This is a genomic window from Methylomonas rapida (assembly GCF_024360925.2).
GTDB classification, from domain to species: domain Bacteria; phylum Pseudomonadota; class Gammaproteobacteria; order Methylococcales; family Methylomonadaceae; genus Methylomonas; species Methylomonas rapida.
In genome coordinates, this window is record NZ_CP113517.1 from 3324970 (window position 1) to 3343079 (window position 18110).

Consider the following 18110-nt stretch of genomic DNA (forward strand, 5'->3'; position numbering starts at 1 on the left):
GCGCGACCTATGGCACATAACCGCCGTAAACGCTTCCAGGGTTGATGTCATTAAATTCCTTCTCCCGGCGGGAGAAGGAATTGTTTTGACTTTTACGACAATCTCAGGAAATGCTCGTATCCGATTTAAATTCAGGCACCAAATTTTTCAGCAGTTGCAAAACATGCTGCTGATCCGTGCTTTGACAGGCCAAAGTGAGTTGACTGATGGTGTCAAACCATTGGTCGTTATCGTAGATTCTGGCTCTTGCCAGGCGTAATTTACTGTAGCCGGTTTCGATGAGCTTTTCTTCATCATGAAACAACTCTTCGTATAGTTTTTCCCCGGGACGCAAGCCGACAAATTCGATCTTGATATCCTTGCCCGGCACCTTGCCGCTCAAGCGTATCATCTGTTCGGCCAAATAAACGATCTTGACGGGTTCTCCCATATCCAACACAAAGATCTCGCCGCCCTCGCCTACGGTTTCTGCTTGCATGATCAGTTGGCAAGCTTCCGGGATGGTCATGAAATAACGGGTAATATCGGGATGGGTAACGGTAACGGGGCCACCTGCCTGTATTTGCTCTCTAAACAGGGGCACGACGCTACCGGCCGAATCCAACACATTGCCGAAGCGCACGGTCATGAAACGAGTCACACCATTGCGATTCAAATTTTGACAGAGAATTTCGGCGGCCCGTTTGGTAGCCCCCATCACATTGGTTGGATTGACTGCCTTATCGGTGGAGATCAATACAAATCGCTCTACTGCACCCGCTATGGCTGCTTCCGCCAGAATTTTGGTGCCTATCAGATTATTATGCACCGCTTCGCGCGCCTGGCTCTCCAGCAATGGCACGTGTTTATAGGCGGCCGCATGAAAGATGACATCGGGTCTTTGCTGGTCGATCAATTGTCCGACCGCCAGTGGATCGGCCACATCGCCCAGTACCGCCAGATGCTGCAACTGACTATTCAATCGCGTAAGATCGGCGTCGATCTTATACAAATTGAATTCGCATTGATCGAAAATGATCAGTTTTCTCGGCTGCAAGCGGGCCAATTGCTTGCAAAGCTCGGAACCTATCGAACCGCCGCCGCCCGTCACCACAATGGTTTTGTCGTTCAAACTGGACCTGATCCGCTGCCAATCCAGCCGCACTGGATCGCGCCCCAGAATATCCATGATGGATACGTTTCTCAGGTTGGCCTTGGTCACCGAGCCGCTCAGCAATTCCTTGACGGAAGGCAGGGTCTGAAACGGCACGTGGCAGCTTTCACAGATTTCCACGATACGGCGCATTTGGCTGTCGGTTGCCGACGGTACCGCGATCAGCACGACCTCGATTTCCCATTGTTCGATCAAATCCGCTAATTGCTCGACCCGGCCGGCTACCCGAATGCCGCGTATCTCTCGCCGGAATTTGCTTGGTTGATCGTCCGCAAAAATCACCGGGATATAGCCGCTGTCCGGATTCGACAATAAATCCCGTGCCAGCATCTCGCCCGCGGAACCCGCGCCTACTATCAATGCCCGCTGTCCTACCCGTTCGACAAATCCGCGCTCCTTCCAGAAGCGATAGACAAACCGCGGCACACACAAAAACGCCAGCAAAATCAGCACATACAATGGCAACACCGAGCGCGGCACACCTTCCAGGCGGTTATACAGAAACAGCAAACCCGTGATAAAAAATATGCCGGTGAGCACGGACTGGGCAATACGCACCAAATCAGGCATCGATGAAAAACGCCAAACCCCCCGATACAAGCCAAACGCCGAAAATGCCGTTACCTGAATCGCGATCACCACAGGTAAAAACAGCAAGCCCGAGTAAAAATAGTCATCGGGGATCACATCCAGGTTAAAGCGTAACCAGTAGGCACCAAACCAGGCCAACGGCACCATCAACAAATCATGGATGAATATGGAGGTGCGGGAACGAAACTTGAATGCCATCAAGCCACCCTATCCTGTCGGCCTGCTTCAAAGCGATAGGCCAGATATAGCAACGGCAAATAGGCCACTATCAAACCCAGCAAAGCGAAACGAGGCTGTATAAATATCAGCCATGAAATCGGCAACAACCACAGCAGATTAAGCGCCCAACTTGCCTGCAGTACGCGCAAATGCCCATATCGTTTGGCGGCATGCTGGTAAGCATGGGAACAATGGGCGTCATACCATTTTTGGCCGCTGAAAAAACGAAACCCCAGGGTATAACTGGCATCGACGATAAAAATCCCGAACAGTATCAGGCCGCAATATAACAATACCGCCGCCTGTTTTGCGGCCATCAGGATTAAAATCCCCAACATCAGCCCCAAAAAACCGCTGCCGACATCGCCCATGAAAATCTTGGCCTTGGGCCAATTCCACAACAAAAAACCCAGCGAAGCCGCGACCAGGCAGATTGCGACTAAAAACGAAAACCGGTCCAGATAATACAAATAACCCGCCAAAGCCCCCGACACGAATACGGACTCCGACGCGGCAATGCCATCGATACCGTCCATGAAATTGAACAGATTCAAAAACCAGACCAACAGCAAGACACCGAGCGTATAGCCAAACCAGCCCAGATCGATCATCCCTCGCTGCATTAGCACATCCACCGGTGCCGGTAATAGCAGCAGCGGGAAACCATGCAAAAACCCTACTGCCAAGCCCGAGGCTAATAAATGAATCAAAAATCGCCAACGCGCCGGCACATGGCCATGATCATCCATGAACCCAATCCCGGCCACCAACAACGCCCCACTCAGGGCGCTCAGGACGTCGTCGTCAGCCAAGCCCTTGAGGAACAAAATCAGCATGGCAAAGGTAAAAGCCAGCACAACGGCCAAGCCACCGCCACGCGGCGTCGGCACCGTATGAGAACTGCGCTGATTGGGAATATCCAACACTTGATTCGACAGGGCGTAAAACCGAATCAGTCCCGTCAACACGACAGCAACGAGCAAAACACCGATGAAGAGCAATAACACGCTAATTTGAATTCAGAAAGCGGACAATGTCCGGCAAGGTTTGTGGGAGAGTATGTTGAGGTTTGAAGCCCAGTTCGCGCTCGATTTTAGCAGACGAATACCAGGCCGAGCCCGTCAATTTTCGCAAGGCCGCGCTGTCGAAGAAAAATCGCCGCCCAATCACTCGGCCGATGATATCACCGGTTTTCGCCAGCACCGTCAGCAAGCCACAAGGCACCGTCCAGCCTATGGGCGGCTTGCCTAACGCGCTTCTGATGCTGTCGTGGATTTGCCGGGTCGAATAGGCTTGTCCGTCCGTCACGATATAAATTTGTCCGGAAGCTTTGGCGTTTTCGGCCGCAAGCACGGCAGCCCTGACCAAATCGTCGACATGCACCATGGAGCGCCGGTTATGGAATTCCGGTAACGGCGGAAACAAACCTCGCCGGACAGCCATGATCATACGTGACAAATTACCTTTGTCGGTATTGCCATAAACCATGCTCGGGCGTATCACCACCGGTTGCGGCACATAACCGCCCTGCAGCACCAGCTGTTCCGCGGCGAATTTCGACTGGCCATAACCCGTATCGGCGGGTGCTGCCACGGACTCGTCCATCGGTTGTAAACCCGATTCCCCCACCGCCTTGACACTGCTGAAAAACACGAACCGCTTAACACCGGCCAACTTGGCGGCTTCCAATAATTTACGGGTGCCATCGGCATTGACCTGCCGATAAAGAATTTCATCTTCTCGTTTTTCTGCTACGGCATGAGCTATGCCGGCGAGATGAAAAACGGTATCCACACCATCGAACAAGCCGACGGGGCATTCATCGTTAGCCAAGTCCATTTGAAACTCCCCGGCTTGAGCGTTAACGGCTACACGGCTCAATGTCTTGACGATAAATCCTCGCGCTCTTAAAGCTTGGCAAAGCCGGGTCCCGATGAATCCGGTAGCTCCGGTAACCAACACGACCTTGCTCACAGCATTTCCTGGTAAATATCAAGCGTTTGCGCAACGATAATCCGGTCCGAGAACGCTTGCTCCACTTTATGCCGAGCTGCCGCCCCCATTTTTTGGCGTAAGGCTTTATTTAATATCAAAAACTCCATGGCCTCCGCCAATTCAGTGACCTCTTTTACCGGCACCAAGATACCATTGACACCATCGTCGACGATTTCCTTGCAACCCGATGTATTAGTAGTAATGAGCGCTCGTCCACAAGCCGCTGCTTCAAGGAGAGATTTTGGCAACCCTTCTCGATAGGACGGTAGAACGGCAACATGCATTTTGCGCCAAAATTCAGCAATGTCATCGATATGTCCTACACATTGAACATAGCCTTCGGCGTTCCATTGCTGTATTTGACCGGCATCGATCGAAGCCATGTTTTCCGGGTCTGGCTTACCGACCAAAAAAGCATTGAATAGCAAGCCTTTTTGTTTTAAATGTTTCACCGCCGCCACATACTCGCCCACCCCCTTGTCCCACAACAAGCGAGACACCAAGGCAATGTTGACGATTCCATCGGGCTCTTCGGTCGCCCGAAATCGCCGTATATCGACACCGGAGCCTTTGACGAGCTTGAGCTTTGAAGTGGGAATTCCGAGCTGCCTGGATAACAAATCAAAGTCTTCGTAATTTTGAACCGTAACCAAGGTATTTTTGCGCCGGAATAAAAAATGAAAAAACCCATTGATCAAAGGCCTCAAAAGGACGGCTTTTTTACGCTCGGACGAAAAAATAGCCCCCAACCCAGCCATCAAATTCACTACCCTCAGAGAAGGAAACAGCAAGGCCACCAAGGTGCCGTATAAAACGGGCTTGACCGCAACATGATGCACGATGTCGGGCCGGTATTGTCGATACGCTTTCCAAACCTGCCAAAGGGTGTTTATTTCGTATAGCGGATTGACACCGCCACGCTTGATGTTCAAAGGCAGCAAGAGTATCCCGGCATCGCGGATGGCATCGCCATGTTGGGCAACGCGGGTTAATACGCCGACCTCAAACCCCTCGCGCAAGGCTGCTTTGGCCAAAACCAAACGATGTGAACAGAAATACCAATCTTCCGTGACGAAATATAAGATTTTTTTGCGGGTAGTCATCGATGACAACAATTCAAGGTTTATTTCCTTAAGACTCTCTGCTCATCCAACCAAGCTTGAAACATAAGGACTCCCCACAAATGATACTGCCAATTCCGTTGGCCGGAGAGATGTTCTTGCCACTTTTTTCTGATGCCCGCAGGTGCAAAAAAACCGTCCTGATTCAAGCGGGATTCATTCAACAAAGATTCGGCCCAATCCCGTAAAGCGCCACGCAACCAGTTGTCGAGCGGAATGCCGAATCCCATTTTAGGCCTTTCGATCAATGACTTCGGCACGTAATCGTATAACACCTGCCTCAATAGATGCTTGCCTTGACCATCGCGAATTTTCATCGACAACGGTAGCCGCCAGGCAAATTCGACCAATCTATGATCCAAAAACGGCACCCGGGTCTCCAGACTCAAATTCATCGCAGCCCTATCCACTTTGACCAAAATATCATCCGGCATATAGGTCAGCGTATCCAGCGCCATCATCCAGTCCACGGTAGTTGGCAAAGCCGGCCACTGCCGCCGGTCGGTCAGAATCGTCGTAGGTTCGGTACTACCCAGCACCACATTGCTCGGTTCATCCCATAGCGATATCAAGCCGAAGTAGAGACTTTCAGGCCCCTGACAACGCAGTACGCCAGCCAATTTATGCAGCTTGTCGCCGGGGTTGCCGAAACGTAACTTACCCGGCAGCATGAAACCCATTGCCGACAGCATCGCATTCCAGCGCTCCGGCGGCACGCTAGTCATTAGCCCGGCCATCCTCGCTCTAACGGGTAAGGGCAAGCGCTCCAATTTACGCCAAAGCGCTTGCCCGATGAAATAGCGATTATAACCACCAAACAGTTCGTCGCCACCGTCGCCCGAAAGGCTGATGGTCACTTGCTCTCGGGCCAGTTTAGAAACCAGCCAGGTCGGAATTTGCGACGAATCGGCAAAGGGCTCATCGTAAATTTCAGGCAACCGCGGAATCACCGCCATTGCCTGCTCGGGAGACACATAGAGCTCGGTATGTTCCGTGCCCAAATGCTTGGCCACGGCATGAGCGTATTCGGCTTCGTTATAACCCTCCTCGCGAAAACCGATGGTAAATGTTTTAACCGGATTGCTCGACTGCGCCTGCATCAACGCCACGATAGCGGAAGAATCGACCCCGCCGGACAGAAAAGCCCCAAGCGGCACGTCGGCCATCATCTGTCCACGGATAGCCTGGGTCAACAAACGCGTCAACTCGGCCTTGGCTTCCGCTTCGCTCCCCACGAACAAATCACCGCTACCCGATTCGGCAACCTCATTGACGGACCAATAGGTTTCGACGTCCATCTTGAGCGCCGTATCCACCTGTAGATAGGTGCCGGGCAACAGTTTTTGTATGCCTTTATAGATGGAATAAGGAGCCGGGATATAATTGTGGCGCAAATATAGCGCTAGCGCGTCCCGGTCGATTTCGCCGACAAACGCGGGATGCGCGCGCAAGGCTTTCAGCTCGGAACCGAACAAAAAGGTATTATTTTGGATACCGTAATACAGCGGCTTTTCGCCCAATCTATCCCGCGCCAATGTCAGCACGCGCCGCTGCCTGTCCCACAGCGCGAACGCAAACATGCCGACACAGGCTTTCAGCGCGGCATTTACACCCCAAGCCGCAATCGCGGCCAACAGCGTTTCGGTATCGGAATGCCCATTCCAACCGCCATGGGCTCCGGATAACTGATTGCGTAACTCCAGATGGTTATAAATCTCGCCATTGAAAACAATGACATAACGACCACAAGCCGAATGCATCGGCTGATGACCGGCAGGCGATAGATCGAGAATGGACAACCTGCGATGGCCCAATGCAATACCCGCGTCCTGATCGCACCAGACGCCGGCATCGTCCGGGCCGCGATGATTCAACCCATCGGTCATTATTTGCAAGATAGACCTGGAATCTAAACCCGAATTTTGACTTTGAAAAACACCTGTTAATCCACACATAGAAAGCGTTATATTCCCGTTGTCCCAATAATCCAATTTGACAAACTTGGCAAACTTATCGACAAAACGGCTACCCACTTAGGAATGTACATAAAATAAATTAGACGTCTTGTGTGCTTGGTCATGCGTATTCCTTAATAACTGTCTAAAGAGCAAGTCCCACCCGGTCAAAAACATTTTGGGCCATTGTCTTGAGTTAAATGAATATAAAAATCTTCATAATCGCGAACGACCTGACTGATTTCATAATGACTGAGTACTCTATGTCTTATTTTTTCGCTCAAGCTCTGCTTTTCTTCGGGCGACAAACAGAGAAGTTCTTGCATTGCCACTGCGAGTCCCCGCATATCGCCAACCGCCACCGATCGGCCCACGTCTCCGACAATAACTGCCGAATCTCCGGCGTCCGTCACTGCACACGGCACACCACTGGCCATTGCCTCGCCTAAGACATTTGGAAAGGCCTCTCCATCCGAAGAGGAAGCCAAAACATCCAATGCCGCCATCAGGCGCGGAATATCATCTCGTAAACCCAAAAAATGACAGTTTTCCAATACGCCGGCGTCCTTTGCCATTTGCAGCAAATTTGAATTAGCGGACGCTATGTTTTTACCCGCCAACAAAAAGCGCACAGAGGGCATTTTCTCGAGCAAATAGCCAGCCGCCCTAAAAAAACCGGCATGATTCTTTTGCGGATCGAAACGACCGATCAACCCCACCAGCAAAACATCTTGCATCAATCCCAGTTCCTTGCGCACACTGTGCCTTGCGTTGTTATCTGGCTTAAAACGCATGAGATCAAAACCGTTGGGGACAACGACCATTTTCTCCGCCGCATAACCTTTCTCTATATGAATGAGCCGCGCCTGCTCAGAGCAAGATAGAATGAGTCTCGGAAGCCATGGGGAGAAAAATGCACACAATCTGACAATCGCGCGCGTAGACAATTTGGTTTTATCGGCATCAAGGTTACTATTATGTATACCCCAGCCTATGGCTTTCACGCCGGCCAACCTTGCGGCCAATCCGCCCAGTAAATCCGCATGATACATCCAGGTGTGCACGACGTCGGGTCGAATCGTTTTGATCATTCGCAGCAAAGATACGAATCCCGCCATATCAGAAAGCCCGCCTTTCATATCGACGGACCGCACCGAAACACCCAATGCCGAAATTCGCGGAGCCAATTCTCCGAGCGGACTCAACGATATGACATAGGGCTGAAAACGCCGCCTATCCAAATGCTCCAGAACTTTAATAAGCATCATTTCGGCGCCTCCGGTCGAAAGACCGGTGATTACAAACAAAACTTTCATACGACGGACCGAAGCAGACAGGCCAATTTCGGGGCAATGACGTTGACACCAAAGTGATCGAGTATTACTTGCCGGCCGACCTCGCCCATGGCCTTTGCTGTGTGAGGTTGAGTGATCAGCATGTCCAGCCCCGCTATCCAATCATCCTTTTGCGTAACGCCAAGCCCGATTTTACCTAGTCCTAATACTTGACGATTCATGCCAACCGGAGAAACGACCACCGGTAATCCGCAAGCCATATACTGCAGCATCTTAAAACTGCACTTTCCGCGCTCCCAATCACCATCCGCGAGCGGCATCAGGCCTACATCGAAACTCTGAATAAGCGACACTTCGTTACCGGGTGTCCAGCGAACATACTCGACTTGATCCGAGGGTAGCCCGGTAAAACACGGCGGTTGGTCGGATACGATGCGCAATCGTGTTTCGGGATGGCGACTGAGCACTTCGGCTATCGCCGGTTCGATAAGCGACAGATAACGGTAATTACTACTGGTTCCTATCCAACCCATTACGCTAACGTCATCCCGTTGTTTCGCTGCCGGAGCATATCGTTCGGTATCGACCGCCGTCGGAAGAACGCATACCCGGCTTGCCCAGACGGCAAAACGCTCAGCCAAAAAATCGTTTCCACAGATTACAAGATCGGATTGCTCCGCCAGCTTCCGAGCGAAACGGCCGCCCCGATTAAGGAAAATTGCATCGTCGACATCGAGCACCCGTGGTCGACGGGTAAATCTTTCCAATGTCGATAAAGTGGAAAAGAATTCCCTTTGAAGTAGCGTTACATCGTAATTCTGCGCGGCTATCACCTGAGGAATACGCGACGCAACGCCCGCGACCAGCCAAACAGGTCTCAGCCAGCGTTGACGCGGAGGGAAAGAGGAAATCGGCGATATAAATTCATCCAGCGTCACATCTTCTTGCGCCAGGCGAGGCACCAGTTGACGTATACGAAACCGAGCCGACGGGACATTTAGCCCGCCAGTAAATGCCGCTACTTTCATGATGAGGCTTCGATGGTTGAGTTGTTAACAGGACGCGCCCAAACCGTCATCCGTCCCGTTTGTCCGAATAAACTAAAAATCCAAGCCAGGGGATAAAGCAGATAAGGCCACCAAGCGGAGCCTTCAGGCACATCGATCAGCATTTGTCCAAATTTGCCAAATCCCTTGTCGCGCAATACATACCCCATGCTGGCGATCAGATTGCTCAAAATACGCTGGTGATGAACTTTTTCCAGCTTCCAGCCGCATGACTCCAGCAGTTGCCCCATCGACTGCGGCGTAAAGTGATAAAGATGTGTCGGCAGTTGTAAAGCATACCAACGCTGTTTGAAAAGCCTAAATTCCAGCGAGGCCGCATTCGGCACGGAAAGCACCAACCAAGCGTCGGGTTTGGCCCATTCTCGCAGTTTTTTTAGCCCCCCCACTGGGTCGTGCAAGTGCTCGAGTACCATCCAGCCGACAATCAAATCAAAAACTCCATCGGGCTTCGGTGCCGTCTCCAATGGTCCCGCATGAACGCTATAACCTAAATCAGCAGCCATCTTTGCGGCTGTTCCTGAAAATTCTATCCCTTGGACGTCCCATCCTAAGTTCGCCATCCGGTACAAAAACACGCCGGACGCGCAGCCCAGTTCCAGCATTCGTCCGGGTTCTAGTGGCGGCAAAACCATTGTATTAAAATCAATGAAGTGGTGAATAAGGGATTTGACTTGGTCTTTAAATGTTGACAAATGGGTTGGTTCACGGCGTTTGACTTGCGTCCCCAAATAAGGCCCGTAATTATCCGGATAATAAAAACCCATTGTTCCTGGTGTTGGTCTTGGCGAGGTACGCATCAGACCACAGGACCGGCATTTGACAACCGTAAACTCTCCCGGCAAATCATGCAATCTATCCCGTCCCGTTAAAACAATCTCATCATTCTTAGCGCAACCCAGTGGGCAATCTATATTTTCTAATTTGACAGTCATATTAGGTTAGGGAATAACTCGTTCATTAAAAAACCTCACCAATGCGGCAATGTCATTACTCAATAAAAATGGCGTAGCTTCTCGTATGATTTTTTCCGGCCAATTCCACCAAGCAATTCTTTGCAAAACTTCGATAGTTTCTTCATCGAAACGGAATTTGATATGTCTAGCAGGATTGCCTGCTACAACGGAATATGGCATCACATCTTTGGTCACTAAAGCGCGAGCACCGATGACCGCGCCATCGCCAATGGTTACACCAGATAAAATCAATGCTTCGCGCCCGATCCATACGTCGTTGCCGATAACAACATCGCCTTTGGTTGCAGGATGCCCTTTTAATTCCGACCATTCTGGATAGTAAAGGTGAAGCGGATATGTCGTCACCCAATCGATTCTATGATCGCCGCCTAACATGATGACAACATCATCGGCCACTGAGCTATATTTTCCAACCGTTAGGCTGGCTTGATCGCTTTCAAACAGAACCCTCGGCTTCCCATAACTATGATCTCCAATCCTGAAGCCTTTAAGTTTTGGATTATCCAGCATTAAAAAACGTCGCGGCCCCTCCGGCAACATGAATATTGTGCGTAAACGCCATATCAATTGACTTATGAGCCTGTTAAACATATTTTTTTTCAGTAATTTTATTTTGCATCAAGATTAATGAAATCAAAAAATAAATTGAAACGCCCAATGCCAGTCCTAAATTACCCATCCAGTAAAACAGAGAAATTTTAAAAAAAATTCCAAAGGTATACGCATAAATACCAACGATAGTTGGAGATTTTGTATCTCCCACGGCATAAAACATTGAAGTCATAACCATACCCAAGTTTCCAATAACAAACTGTCCCGACATCAATAACATCATCATCCATAATAATTCGACGTCTTGACCGGAAACCTTGCGATATTCCACCAGAATACTCAAAAACTGCCTTCCTAGCGCGGCAAAAAATAACAATCCTAAAAATCCAGCAATGGCGACTTGAAATAATTTACGTCGATAAATTTTCCGGAACAGTTCGCTGTCCTGTTTTTTATATGACGTACTCAAAACTGGCACCAAAGGTGCCACTATCGCTTTATTGATAATCTGACTAATTGCGCCATAAATCTGCTGTGCGAGATAATATAGTGATAGGCTTCCGCTAGTTGCCGTGGAAAGCAAAAACCGATCAACTACTGGATCGGTTTTGTAATAAGCCGTACCCAATAACAAAGGCTTAAGGCGCTGCCATGTTTGTTGAATCGCCGAACTTGTAAGGTTGGGCCGTACCACCCTGCCCATGCCCGGCAAAAGTAACAAGGTTTGCAAAGCCATGCGCAAGCTAAGCAACCACGCCGCCGCCATCACCCCAAAACGTGGCAAAGCCCATATCAACAACGCAAATGTAATCACACTAGACACAAACGGCGAAAACTCAGCCCATATAAATCGCTGCCGAGCATGGTAGGCCGCCCATTGCACGCCATTGATGGCGGTAAACACCATGCCTATCAGCTGTATCCGGCTCAGTTCGATTGTCAGATGCTTTGCGGCTTCATCAAATCCCGGAACAGTCAAAGGCACCCACCAAGACGCCGTGACATGAAGAGCAACCGCCAACATGCCAAACAACGCGCCAATCAAGACAAGCAAAGCCCATGCATCGTGCCGCAGGCGGTCTTCGTCCTCTCCGGCGAGAATCGGCACCAAGACATGCATCAGTGACCCGCTGATAACAGCCAAAACTAACTGTGGAATCGTCATCCCCGCAAACAAGGCATCGGACTCCATACCGGGCCCTAGTTGAACCAGGACATACCATTGAAACAAAAAAGTAATACCCAGATTTGCCGAAGAGAGTATCGCCAGTTGAATCGACTGCTTCATGAGCCGCCGCCAGTCTCTAACCCAACCACACAAGTATCACGCCGGCACCGAAAAATATTCACACCTAAATATTGCTTGATTAACATTTATTATTTAAGAAGCTACGCAGAAGCTAAGGAATGAACTTGAAACAATCCATGCAAGTATTCGGTTTAGGTGCGGATTTATCCGCACAGTACGAATGAATTCGCACCGACCATTGTCGAGATTGTTTCTCATACATTCCTAAGTCAGATAGGGTAAGGCTTTGAAATTTTCTAATCGTCGAATTGATGCTTGTTTCGGTGTCAGTATTGTTATCAATGCACGGCAGAAGTTGCCATAATTCAGAGGGCTTGGTTCTCAGAATTTGCCGCATGCTGGAGAGGCCTTATCGTAACACAAGCTATCAAAACTGCCTCAGCCTACGCTGTCGAGAAATTGACTGAATCCACCAAACCATTATTTTCCCTGAATAATCAGCATATTGCTTGACTTACTGATCAAAAAAACGGATGTGTAAGGTGTCGGCGCCGCTTCTTGCCTTATCGACACCGCAAACCTTTGAAGCACACGCTTATGCGACAAGCATAACTCCACATCGCCTGAAAATTATCCTAGAATCGCCGATTGTTTTATATCCTGGCCGTCATTTACTCATGGACAGCAAAGTCAACCTATTCCCCTATTTTCAACCCATCGTCAGCGTGGCCAACGGAAAAATCATTGGCTATGAAGCACTTGCGCGCCAACTTGATGCCAACAACAAAGCCGTTTCGGCCGGCTCGCTTTTTTCTTCCCGCGAATTGAACGCCGAGGAAAGCATGGAGCTGGACCGTCAAGTGCGCTGGCAAGCTCTGCAAAAATTTGCCGAGCTCGATAACAATACTTATTTAGCCATCAATATTTCCGCGGCTTGGATAGATAATCTCAAACACCTCAATGCATCTCCCACGTTGAAAATGCTGGAAGAACTCGATATCGACCGCCAGCGTGTCATCATTGAAATCACCGAGGAACATGCCGACCTGACCAAACTGACGGAAATCGTCAAACGTTATCGCAAGCAAGGCTTGCGCGTCGCACTGGACGACTTCGGCGCAGGCGCGTCGCAATTGCAGCGCGTCATGGCCATACAGCCCGACATCATCAAAATCGATATGCGCCTGTTCAAAAAAGCCTCTAAAGGTGGCATAGCCGCCGAAGTGGTTTCGATGATGACTCGTTTGGGCAAGCGTACCGGTTGTCAAATCATTTGCGAAGGCGTCGAAACGGACGAGGAATTTTTGTTTGGACTGAATTGCGGCGCCCAATACATGCAAGGATACTTGTTTTCGCCGGCACTCCCCGACTTTTTACCCGCCGATATGTATGAACAACGCATCATTTCGTTGCGGAATAAGTTCTTGAAAAGAAAGGTTGCCAAAATACAGGAAAAACTGAAGTCCATCGCCAACATCAAGGAACTGATCTATCGTTTGGCGGAAAGATTACAAGCCGACTTCAACTTAAACGAACTGGCCCATTGGAACTTTTCGGAAAGCGGCGTGATTCGTTTTTATTTGTGTAACAACGAAGGTTATCAACTGTCACCCGATTTCAATTTTTCCAAGAACAAATGGTTCACCGATCCGCGTAAAATCGGTTTCAATTGGTCGTGGCGGCCTTATTTTTTTCAACTGCTGGCGTTGGAAGACGGCACCGAGCAAAATCGCATCGTCACGTCCGAGCGTTACCGCGATTTCAGCACCGACCAACTTTGCAAAACCTTGTCATTGCGTTTGGATGCCGAGCGCATATTATTGGTTGACATTTTTGCCTCAGAATAACGATTTGCGAAACCCAACTATGAAATACTGGCTCATGAAATCCGAACCCGATGCTTTCAGCATCGACGACTTACAACAACGCCCCGGTCAAACCGAACATTGGGATGGGGTGCGCAATTATCAGGCCCGTAACATGATGCGCGATGACATGAAAATCGGCGACCAGGTTTTTTTCTACCATTCCAATTGCGACTCGCCCGGCATCGTCGGCATCGCGGAAGTCGCCAAGGAAGCCTACCCGGACTTCACGGCTTTCGATCCGGCCGACAAGCACTTCGACCCCAAAAGCAATCCGGACAAGCCCACCTGGTTCATGGTCGACCTGCGTTTCGTTAGAAAACTCAAACGCGCCATCAGTCTGCAGGAACTCAAGCTCAAACCGGAATTAGCGGAATTGGCCCTGGTGCGCCGCGGTAACCGGCTCTCCATCATGCCCGTGACAGCGTCGCAATGGGACTTTATTTTGCAACTGGAATAAGGGTTTTAACGTACAGGGGGCGAGGGAGCAAAAGGCGGAAGTTATTTTGATCGAATCCCAAACGTCCAATCCTATTGTTTGAGCCAGAGAAAATCCCGCCTTCTCCCGCGCCAAACCGTTCATGCTTGGCGCCCAGGTCCGGCACGAATGGTTTGGCGGAAGCAGCTATTCCGGGAAGTTATTTGCGGTCAAATCCTTAACCGCTTAACCAGCCGGTTTGAGTTTTTCCAACGTTTGCTTGGCTTCATCCAAGCCGTCGAAATTGGCTTTCGAATCCACCGCTTTTTGCAAGTGCTCCTGCGCTTTTACCGTGTCGTTTTGTTTGAAATACAGCATACCGATATGGTAATTGGTAATCGGCGACGCGGCATCGGCTTCCAGCGCCTTAGTCAGCATATCCTTGGCGAGTTCCAGTTTATCTTGCTTATAGGCTATCCAGCCGACCGTGTCCAGAAAACTGGGGTTTTTGGATTTTGCCAACGGCTCGGCCATTTTTGCCGCGCGCTCCAGATTTTCCGGCGTGGCCGCATAATCGGACAAATAGCTGGCCAAATTATTCACGACCATTGCAGCCTGCGGATAACGTTTATACGACTCCTCGTACAGCGCCAGCACTTTATCGTGTTCGCCGGCACCATGGTAGATTCTCGCCAAATCCTCGACCAATTCCATCGCCCCCTTGGTTTTTTCTATACCTTGGGTATAAATCTTGATGGCTTGATCCTTGTTGTTTTGCACCAATTCCGCCAGCGCCAGATTCCGATAAGGACTGAACCAGTCCGGCTTGATCTCCTGCGCTTTGGCGAAGTTCTTTTTAGCCTCGGCAAAGTTCTTCTGGCTCAAATAAACACCACCGAGCAGGTTATAAGCGATGAAATGATCCGGATGACGCTTGATGACTTGCTGTAATTCCGCGATCGCCTTGGCGTCCTGTTTTTGCGCCATGTAAGTTTTGACCAGTTCGGTCAAAGGTTCGATCGCATCGGGCTTTTTCTCGAGCGCATTTTTAAAGGCATCAACCGCGGCATCCAATTTGCCTTCGGCCTGATAGCCCAAAGCCGACATATAAAACCCTGCCGCATCATCGGGGAAGGTTTGCTGAACCTGTTTGGCCACCTCTTGCGCCTTGTCCCATTGCTTTTTGGCCACTTCCAGCCTGAACAAGGCTTCCAGGCCTTTTTGGCTTTTGGGGTTGGCTTTCAACAGCTCGGCGATCTGCTGTCTGGCTTGCTCTTCGTTACCCGCATTAAGCTGCAAACCGGCCAATTCCAGGCGCGCCGACTCGTCCGCCGGAGCCGCGGCAACTACTTTTTCCATGTTTTCACGCGCCAGTTCCGGCTCGTTGTTGCGCAGATGCGTGGCCGCCAGCAGTTTCAACACGTTGACATTGTTGGGCTGATCGACCAAGACCGAACGAAAATCGCCAATCGCTTCCGGAATCTTGTTTTCGGCCAGGGCAAATTGACCGCGCAAGGTCAAGGCTTCGGCATCGCGGGGATTGGCGTCCAAGACCTCCTTGATCAAGGCCTTGGCCTCATCGATGCGTTTGGTGGCCGCGTAGATCCCAGCCAGTTTGTCGCGCGCGGAAATGCCATTCGGTCCCAACTTATCCTGCTCGACGACTTGTTTCAGGGTTGCCTCGGCTTTATCGGCCTGTTTGTTGGCCATTTGCAAGGAAGCCAGTTTAAACTTCAGCGCATAGGCATCCGGCTTTTGTTGCACGACAGACTGCAACTCGGCGATCGCAGCTTCCAAACTACGTTTTTCCACCAGGAAATCGATCAGATTACTCGTGGCCGCTTCGTTATCGGGCAATTTCTGAATCGCCTCGCGTAATGTTGCTTCGGCCTTGTCGAGCTGATGAGTGCCGACCTGGAATAACGCCAGATTTTTATAATGCTGCACCTCTTCCGGTTGCAGCTTGATGATGGCGCCCAGCAACTCCTCCGCCTCGGCGGTTTGTTGGTTTTTGGCGTAAATCCCCACCAGCATCGTGCGTAGCGGAATGCTGTCCGGCTTTTTTTCGATGCCTTGCTTCAACAAGGCGATTGCCTCGCCGACTTGATTGTTCTTGACCTGTATCGATGCCTTCATCAAGGTGGCCGATACATCGTCCGGGGATTTTTGCAGGGCCTTTTCCACGGACTGAATCGCGGCATCGCTGTTGTTCTTGGCCATCTGCACACCGGCCATCAATACCAGCGCTTCCGCATTATCCGGTTGCTTGGCCAATGCCTCCGTAGCCATTTTTTCGGCGTCATCCACCGCACGGTTCAATAGCAGCAATTGACCCACGCGAACACGTGCCATCACATGGTTTTCATCATTGGCGACGATGGTGTTGTATTCCTTGAAGGCGTTTTCGATCTTACCTTGTTTGCTCAAGGTTTCCGCCATTTGATAACGGCTTTCCCAGTGTTTGGGATCGATCTGCAATACGTTTTTGTACGCCAACTGGGCTTTTTCGTAATCCCCCGCCTGGAAAAGCTGACTGCCTTCCTCCATGTATTTCGCCTTGCGCTCATCGGCACCATCACAGGCTACCAATCCGGTCGTTAAAACAGCAATACCTAGATTTCTTAAAATAGTTCTTTTTGTATACATCTCGCTTCCATTTGCTTGAGTTTATCGGATCAGATCCGGGATAACGTTATTGCCTTCGGGATTTTATCGTATTTGCCCAAACGAAAAGCGCCCTACTTGGCTAGTTTTCTCAAGCCATGGTGCGGCATGTTGCCGCAGGCTTGTAGTCAGATTGGCATCGAAATCGTCGCTTCTGGACAGGCCAATCTCCAGGCGCTATGCTCTGAAATCATTCTCATCGTCTAGCTGGAGACCTCATGTCACTGACACCCGCACACTTACCGAAATTGTTCGATGCAGTCGCCGCCGCCATCAATGAAAACGCCGCCGCCGTTACCGAACTGGATCAAGCTATCGGCGACGGCGACCATGTGTTTAATTTGCAGCGCGGCATAGAAGCCTTACAGAGTCACGCCACCGAGATCGCTGGCCTGGACTGGACCGCGGCCTGGCAAAAAATCGGCATGACGGTGATGGCGGCCATCGGCGGCGCCTCGGGTTCTCTATATGCCACCTTGTTCATCAGCCTGCATAAAAACACGAAAGACAAGCCTGTAGATCCCAAAACCTTCGCCGAGGCGCTACATTTGGCGGTAGAGGCGGTCAAGCAACGCGGCAAGGCCGACGTCGGCGAAAAAACCATGCTTGATGTATGGGTACCGGTGGCGGCTGCCCTGAAACAGGATGTGGAGGAAGGCAAAAATTTGCATGAGATTCTGGATCATGTTCACGCCGTTGCCGAAGCGGGCGTCGAAGCCACTCGCGACATGGTGGCCACCAAAGGCCGCGCCTCGTTTCTGGGCGAGCGCAGCAAAGGCCATATCGATGCCGGCGCCAAAACCGCGCAATTGATGATAGCCGCGATTGCAAACCACATTAAAACGGTCGCAGAGTAAGTCAACCAAAAAGGGGAGTAAAACTCCCCTTCCCGCCGAGGCATAAAAGTAAAAAGCGCCTGCGTTATTCGGCAATAGCTAAAGCTGTTGCATTCCTCAAGGTTACGACTGACGTGATAAAACTTTGGCTTTTTC

General features: G+C 50.4%; 13 protein-coding genes and 1 pseudogene. 3 read left to right on the forward strand and 11 right to left on the reverse strand.

The features are described from left to right. Nucleotides 1–103 precede the first annotated feature (103 nt). The 10 genes and pseudogenes from NM686_RS15640 to murJ all read right to left on the reverse strand — a co-directional run bounded on the left by NM686_RS15640 (nucleotide 104) and on the right by murJ (nucleotide 12210). Nucleotides 104–1942, reverse strand: a complete 1839-nt coding sequence (locus tag NM686_RS15640) for a polysaccharide biosynthesis protein (protein ID WP_255188786.1) — start codon at nucleotides 1940–1942, stop codon at nucleotides 104–106. Beyond that, nucleotides 1942–2970, reverse strand: a complete 1029-nt coding sequence (locus NM686_RS15645; RefSeq protein ID WP_255188787.1) for an MraY family glycosyltransferase — start codon at nucleotides 2968–2970, stop codon at nucleotides 1942–1944. Before NM686_RS15645 ends, NM686_RS15640 begins: the two co-directional genes overlap by 1 nt. Nucleotide 2971: 1 nt before the next feature. Then, the gene (locus tag NM686_RS15650) at nucleotides 2972–3937 is read right to left on the reverse strand and encodes an NAD-dependent epimerase/dehydratase family protein (RefSeq protein ID WP_269021858.1); all 966 of its coding nucleotides are present in this window, start codon (nucleotides 3935–3937) and stop codon (nucleotides 2972–2974) included. Then, nucleotides 3934–5061, reverse strand: a complete 1128-nt coding sequence (locus NM686_RS15655; protein WP_255188788.1) for a glycosyltransferase family 4 protein — start codon at nucleotides 5059–5061, stop codon at nucleotides 3934–3936. Before NM686_RS15655 ends, NM686_RS15650 begins: the two co-directional genes overlap by 4 nt. A gap of 20 nt (nucleotides 5062–5081) precedes the next feature. Then, a complete protein-coding gene (gene asnB / locus NM686_RS15660; RefSeq protein ID WP_255188789.1) occupies nucleotides 5082–7034 on the reverse strand; it encodes an asparagine synthase (glutamine-hydrolyzing) in 1953 nt (650 codons plus the stop codon). 167 nt (nucleotides 7035–7201) lie between these two features. Further along, entirely contained in the window at nucleotides 7202–8350 is a 1149-nt protein-coding gene (locus NM686_RS15665) for a glycosyltransferase family 4 protein (protein ID WP_255188790.1), read from the reverse strand. Continuing rightward, nucleotides 8347–9357, reverse strand: a complete 1011-nt coding sequence (locus tag NM686_RS15670) for a glycosyltransferase family 4 protein (protein ID WP_255188791.1) — start codon at nucleotides 9355–9357, stop codon at nucleotides 8347–8349. Before NM686_RS15670 ends, NM686_RS15665 begins: the two co-directional genes overlap by 4 nt. Next, nucleotides 9354–10328, reverse strand: coding sequence for a class I SAM-dependent methyltransferase (locus NM686_RS15675; RefSeq protein ID WP_255188792.1), 975 nt, complete (start codon nucleotides 10326–10328; stop codon nucleotides 9354–9356). The genes NM686_RS15670 and NM686_RS15675 overlap by 4 nt, the downstream gene beginning before the upstream one ends. Before the next feature lie 6 nt (nucleotides 10329–10334). Next, a pseudogene (locus tag NM686_RS21825) lies at nucleotides 10335–10646 on the reverse strand (CatB-related O-acetyltransferase); the annotation flags it as partial. Between the two features lie 307 nt (nucleotides 10647–10953). Further along, nucleotides 10954–12210 (reverse strand): murein biosynthesis integral membrane protein MurJ, encoded by a 1257-nt coding sequence (murJ, locus tag NM686_RS15685; protein WP_255188793.1) that lies wholly within the window; start codon nucleotides 12208–12210, stop codon nucleotides 10954–10956. A gap of 638 nt (nucleotides 12211–12848) precedes the next feature. Here murJ and NM686_RS15690 point away from each other — a divergent pair. Together NM686_RS15690 and NM686_RS15695 are read left to right on the forward strand one after the other, a co-directional pair. Continuing rightward, nucleotides 12849–14018 carry an EAL domain-containing protein gene (locus NM686_RS15690; protein ID WP_255188794.1) on the forward strand — a complete coding sequence of 390 codons (1170 nt, stop codon included), beginning with the start codon at nucleotides 12849–12851 and terminating at the stop codon, nucleotides 14016–14018. 19 nt (nucleotides 14019–14037) lie between these two features. Next, entirely contained in the window at nucleotides 14038–14496 is a 459-nt protein-coding gene (locus tag NM686_RS15695; protein ID WP_255188795.1) for an EVE domain-containing protein, read from the forward strand. A 204-nt stretch (nucleotides 14497–14700) separates the two neighbouring features. On the opposite strand, the gene NM686_RS15700 is transcribed toward NM686_RS15695, so the two are convergent. After that, complete coding sequence (locus NM686_RS15700) at nucleotides 14701–17100, reverse strand: tetratricopeptide repeat protein (RefSeq protein ID WP_269021859.1); 2400 nt, start codon at nucleotides 17098–17100, stop codon at nucleotides 14701–14703. A gap of 236 nt (nucleotides 17101–17336) precedes the next feature. On the opposite strand from NM686_RS15700, the gene dhaL reads away from it, so the two are divergent. Further along, the gene (gene dhaL / locus NM686_RS15705; protein WP_255188798.1) at nucleotides 17337–17975 is read left to right on the forward strand and encodes a dihydroxyacetone kinase subunit DhaL; all 639 of its coding nucleotides are present in this window, start codon (nucleotides 17337–17339) and stop codon (nucleotides 17973–17975) included. Nucleotides 17976–18110: the final 135 nt, after the last annotated feature.